Raw genomic sequence first — 4,884 nt, forward strand, 5'->3', positions numbered from 1 at the left:
GCGGTTGGCGAGCACGTGGTTGAGCAGCGTGGTCTTGCCCGCGCCGAGGAAGCCGGACAGGACGGTGACCGGGACACGCGGATCGGTGCTCACGCGGCACCGACCGTGGCCAGGTTCAGCCGGTAGTCGAGCACCTGCGGCTCCGTGCGCAGCGTGGGCAGGCTCGCGGTGACGTCCTCTGGCAGGCGCTCGAGCACGGCTTGCGGGGCCTCGGTCAGCCGCACCGACTCCACCAGATCGAACCCGCGGACCGGGCCGGCGAGATCCGCGGGCTCGTCGCAGAACCACCGCACCCGGGCGGAGACCTTGCTCATCGCGTCGTGCTCCTCCTGGTGCTCCCGCATCCAGGCGCCCCAGCTGTCGAACGCGACGGTGCTGCCGGGCAGCCGCCGCGCGATGCGGTCGAGAACCCCGTGCACCTCGTCGGCGTCGAGGAAGCCCAGCACCGCCTCCGCGACGAACAGCCACGGCCCCGGCCCGGTATCCGCCGCCAGGTCGAGCCAGCCGTCATCGAGCACCGACGCGGCGACGGAGCGGCGGCGCTCGTCGTCGGCGAAGTATCGCCGGCGCAACGCCATCGCGTCCGGGAGGTCCAGCTCGATCCAGCGGCCCCGGCCGGCCGCGACCCGCTCATAGCGGGTGTTGAGACCGACGCCGATCTCGACCACCGTCCCGGCGGGGTGACGGTCAAGCCACGCCTCGACCCAGTGGTCGAACACCGCCGTCCGCCAGGCGGCGCCGACCAGGCTGGGCAGCCCCTCGAACCGGGCGAAGTCGTAGTCGATCGCCGCCACGAGCTCGACCGCCCTCGGATCGGCCACCAGGCGCTCACCGCGCCGCGTGAGCTCCGCCCGACCGTAAAGCGGAATGAGCAGCGTCTCGGCGACGGGCCCGAGGTCGACGCCGCCGGAAGCGTCCGCGCCCGTCCTGTCGGAGTCATCCACTCGTTCGCCCGTGCGCCACGTCATGACCCCACCTCCATTACTGGTAGCGATTGTCATTACAGTAACGACCGGCGCCAAGCCCGCGAGCCAGACCTCCCCCGCGAGCCGCGACGCACCGTCACACCCGAGGCCAACCCGAGCCCACGCCCCCTCCGAGCGGGCGCACCACCACGGCCGACATGCGGGATCGACCCACCACCGCTGGACATCGGGACCACCTCTCGGGCATGATGAAAACGATTTTCATTACGGATGATGTACTTCCATCACTACCAGCAGCGGGCGGGTCGATGAACGGCCGCAGGAGACCTGTCGGGCAACACCAGATCAGCCGGAGCGAGCTGACGGTACTGCTGCGCGCACTGCGCGCGACGGGTCCGTTCGAGCGCAGGCCCTACCAGCCCCCGACCCTCCGCAGACCAGGAGAACGCATATGTCGGCGCACTGCCAGGTGACGGGGCGCAAGCCCGGGTTCGGCATGCGGGTGAGCCACTCGCATGTCCGCACCCGGCGCCGCTGGAACCCCAACATCCAGAAGAAGACCTACTGGCTGCCCAGCGAGAACCGACGGGTGACCCTGACCCTGTCCGCCAAGGGCATCAAGACGGTCGACAAGCTTGGGATTGAGGCGATCGTGCGCCGGCTGCGTGCCCAGGGAGTGAAGGTCTGATGGCCCGTAACGAGGCCCGCCAGAAGATCAAGCTCCGGTCGACCGCGGGGACCGGTTTCACCTACATCACAACCAAGAACCGCCGCACCCGCCGCATCACGGGACTCACGCCGAAACAGCATCGGGAAGTCGCTCGCGCGATCAAGAACGCGCGAGAGATGGCACTTCTCCCCTATTCCACCCGGCCACGATGAGCTCGGCATCGGGCGGTGACGAAGGCCACCATACGGCTATCGACGACGCCTCCCCCAGCGAACAATTCTGGCAACCCCACTACCAGGGCAGCAATGACCCAGGACCAGCGAGGCTCCCCAACGCCTTCCACAGCCCCGTCGAGATCAACCGCAGTGGCGTCCTGCATCAGGCAGCCGCCCAGGTCGCACCAGGCGGCTATTTCCTCCTCATCGACCACGCGTCGTCGGCGCCCTGGTCCTGGCAGCAGCGAGACCCCGCGGACTTCCCCACCCCCCGCCAGACGCTCCACGAGCTCGGCCTGGACCCCGCCGAGTGGTTCACCGCACGCTGCGAGCGGATCCACCGCACCGCCACTGGCCCGGACGGACACACGACAGCGACGGTCGCGGACAACGTCATCGCTCTCCGCCGCGCCTGAATCCGCCAGCACCGGCACTTGCCGCAACGCGCAGCCGATGCGGCGGGCGGGCGCGACGTGGGTCCTGACCACTGGAAGGCGGCTCGGCGGCCGGGGAGGCCGCGCGGCTCCCGCGCGGCCTCCCCGGAGATCAGCCCGCTCCCCCTCGTGCACCGGCGGCCACGCCCAAGCCGTGGCGTGCGGCTGGCACCAGGTCGGCCCCAAAGCGGAAGTCAGGATCGATCTGGCCGGCCAGATCCGCCCCCACCGCGGTGTTCGCCCACGCCGACGCGTTGCGCAGATGCATCTGATGCATCTGCGCGAGGAAGCGATCCGGATCCCGCACCGTCGCGTCCACCACCGCCTTCATCTGATCCAGCACCGCGCGATCCGCCGAGTCAAGATCGTCGATGGCGAACGCGCGCCCCTGCTCCATGGCCCGCACCGGTGCCGACTGGCCCACCCACGCCAACAGATCCGCGCCGACCTCGCGGCGCAGAAACTCCGCATCCCCGACGTCGGTGACTTTGTTCCCCACCACCGACAAAGCCACCTCGAACTCCGCCGAATATCCCTGGTACTGACGGTGAACCGCCACCGCCTTCCGTGTCGGCTCACACACCAGAAACGTCCGGTCAAACCGGGTAAACAATCCCGACGCGAACGCGTCGGCTCCCGCCGTCATATCCACCACCACATACTCGCCGGGGCCGTCCTGCAGATGGTTGAGCAACAGCTCCACGGCGCCCAGTTTGGAATGGAAACACGCCACTCCGAGATCCTCCTCGGCGAACGCCCCCGTGGCGAGCAGGCGCACACCCCCCACATCCAAACCGAACCGCGACCAGAGCGGATCCCCCATACCGAGCAGGCGCGAACCCGCCCCCGGCGGGCTCGTCTTCACCATCACCTCCGCCGACGGGATACGGGGATTGTCGCCCCGCAGATAGTCCTTGATCTCGACGAGATGTTCGCCCATCGGTGGCGGCACCACGTCATCGGCAATCCCCAACGCGGCACCCAGATGCTGGTTGATGTCCCCGTCGATCGCCAGAACCGAATGCCCGGACGCAGCCAGATGCCGACAGAACAGGGCAGACAACGTGGTCTTCCCACTGCCACCTTTGCCAACAAAAGCAATCTTCACGCGCGGCACTCCTTGACCATGGCGACCTTGCTGTGCTCCAGCGACGTCGCAACGATACCCGTTTTCATTTAGATCAGCCGGCCGCGCCACCGGCGTGCCGGCCGAGCCGACCAGGCCGATGCACCCAACCCCCGGCAGGAGCCTAACGCGCGCTCGACGATAGGCGCCCGACGACCACACCAGGCCAGCCCGGGGGGAAAAGGCCACAGCCAGTCACCTGGCCTGGTCCAGCTTCGCTGCCGCAGGCAGAAGTGGGCACCCCTGTGATGGGCCCGCTCGCGTACGGCAGGCGCGGCCGGGGACCGGCGTCAGGTTTCCCCAGTGGTCACAGCAGCCCGCGCTTGTAGGCGGCGACGAGCCGACGGGGCACCCGAAGCGTGCGGCCGTCGGGGGTGGTCACCGGAACCAGGTCGGGCGCCACGGCCTTCCACTGGGCGCGACGGTGCCGGGTGTTGCTGCGGGAGGTCCTGCGTTTGGGGACGGCCATGTCAGCGGCTCCTCTTTCCATAGCGGCGGTTGAACTTCTCGACGCGGCCCGCGGTGTCGATCACCCGTTGGTCACCCGTCCAGAACGGATGCGAATCGGCTGTGATGTCGACCGCGATGAGCGGGTAGACGTTGCCGTCCTCCCAGTCGATCGTGCGGTCCGACGTGGCCGTGGACCGGGTCAGAAAGGCCTTTCCGGTCGATCGGTCCTGGAAGACAACCGGATGGTAGTCGGGGTGTATATCCTTTTTCACAGCTCCTCCATCTCGTCGTACGACTCGATGAACGGGTCGACGAAATCCAGTTCGCCGGCCAGTTCCAGTTCCTCGTCGGTCACCAGCGCCTCACTCAGGGCGGTGATGATCGCTTCGGGTGGCGCGGTCAGGGTGATCACGACCACCTCCTGCCCGCGTTCGCCGGGGCGGCGGTCCCGGCTCGTCGAACCCTCCACAAGGCAGGCAGGCGGGGCCTGCGACCAGTCACTCACAGCGGTGAGCCACGACCCGAGGCTGCCGATCGTCAGCCCACCGCCGCCGATTCCAGCCACAGCGCCCTGTCCGGCTGACTGACGACCCACAACCGGCCACGGGTACGCACGACACCGTCGAGCAGCACGTCCAGGGCGCCATGCAGGCGCATCGGGTGGAACGGACGGCGCGCGGCGAAGTGGACAACCGCCACACCGTGCGACGGCTCCAGCGGCGGCCTTCCGTTCAGCAGAGTGCCGAAACCGTCATCGAAGCGACCGCGCCGCGCGTCGGGCGGGATGGCTGCCAGCAGGGCCGGGCCCGCGGGCAGGGTGAGGTGGTAGCTGGCCAGGAGACCCGCCAGGCCGGCCGCGGCACCGAGGCCCGCGGAGAGGAAAAGGACCCCGCGCAGGCGGCTGGACAGCAGCCGGGCGGCGACGGCCGGGGCGATGCACAGGGTCAGCGCCATGAGAACGCCCACGGTGGTCAGGCCGAGGACGACGACGAGGCCGAGCCCGACGATGAGCGCGGTGTCGACCAGCCCGATCCGCACGCCGAGGGTACGGGCGTGACCCGAG

9 protein-coding genes and 2 pseudogenes are annotated in these 4,884 nt (G+C 69.1%); 4 read left to right on the forward strand and 7 right to left on the reverse strand.

The features are described from left to right. On the reverse strand, positions 1–93 hold a 93-nt coding region (locus AC08OP_RS17000), incomplete at its 3' end, for a GTP-binding protein (RefSeq protein WP_476615102.1). Continuing rightward, positions 90–968 (reverse strand): class I SAM-dependent methyltransferase, encoded by an 879-nt coding sequence (locus tag AC08OP_RS17005; RefSeq protein ID WP_476615093.1) that lies wholly within the window; start codon positions 966–968, stop codon positions 90–92. The genes AC08OP_RS17000 and AC08OP_RS17005, both read right to left, overlap by 4 nt. 409 nt (positions 969–1,377) lie before the next feature. Between AC08OP_RS17005 and rpmB the strand changes: the two genes are divergently transcribed. The 4 genes and pseudogenes from rpmB (at position 1,378) to AC08OP_RS17025 (ending at position 2,227) form a co-directional block, all read left to right on the forward strand. Further along, positions 1,378–1,614 (forward strand): 50S ribosomal protein L28, encoded by a 237-nt coding sequence (gene rpmB, locus AC08OP_RS17010; RefSeq protein WP_071062797.1) that lies wholly within the window; start codon positions 1,378–1,380, stop codon positions 1,612–1,614. Further along, positions 1,614–1,700 (forward strand): annotated as a pseudogene (rpmG, locus tag AC08OP_RS17015) (50S ribosomal protein L33); the annotation flags it as partial. The gene rpmB and the pseudogene rpmG, both read left to right, overlap by 1 nt. Then, positions 1,698–1,808, forward strand: a pseudogene (gene rpsR / locus AC08OP_RS17020) (30S ribosomal protein S18); the annotation flags it as partial. The pseudogenes rpmG and rpsR, both read left to right, overlap by 3 nt. Next, positions 1,805–2,227, forward strand: a complete 423-nt coding sequence (locus tag AC08OP_RS17025; protein ID WP_476615094.1) for a hypothetical protein — start codon at positions 1,805–1,807, stop codon at positions 2,225–2,227. The pseudogene rpsR and the gene AC08OP_RS17025, both read left to right, overlap by 4 nt. 130 nt (positions 2,228–2,357) lie before the next feature. Here the strand turns inward: AC08OP_RS17025 and AC08OP_RS17030 are convergent, their stop codons facing one another. From AC08OP_RS17030 to AC08OP_RS17050, 5 genes are all read right to left on the reverse strand, one after another. Further along, the gene (locus AC08OP_RS17030; protein ID WP_476615095.1) at positions 2,358–3,353 is read right to left on the reverse strand and encodes an ATP-binding protein; all 996 of its coding nucleotides are present in this window, start codon (positions 3,351–3,353) and stop codon (positions 2,358–2,360) included. Positions 3,354–3,678: 325 nt separating this feature from the next. After that, positions 3,679–3,840 carry a 50S ribosomal protein L32 gene (gene rpmF / locus AC08OP_RS17035; protein ID WP_071062807.1) on the reverse strand — a complete coding sequence of 54 codons (162 nt, stop codon included), beginning with the start codon at positions 3,838–3,840 and terminating at the stop codon, positions 3,679–3,681. A gap of 1 nt (position 3,841) precedes the next feature. Next, complete coding sequence (locus AC08OP_RS17040) at positions 3,842–4,093, reverse strand: type B 50S ribosomal protein L31 (protein WP_476615096.1); 252 nt, start codon at positions 4,091–4,093, stop codon at positions 3,842–3,844. Further along, a complete protein-coding gene (locus tag AC08OP_RS17045) occupies positions 4,090–4,233 on the reverse strand; it encodes a hypothetical protein (protein WP_476615097.1) in 144 nt (47 codons plus the stop codon). The genes AC08OP_RS17040 and AC08OP_RS17045 overlap by 4 nt, the downstream gene beginning before the upstream one ends. A 125-nt stretch (positions 4,234–4,358) precedes the next feature. Next, a partial coding sequence (locus tag AC08OP_RS17050) for a metal ABC transporter permease (RefSeq protein WP_476615098.1) occupies positions 4,359–4,884 on the reverse strand: 526 nt, incomplete at its 5' end.

Source organism: Frankia sp. CeRuru1 (genome assembly GCF_977966315.1).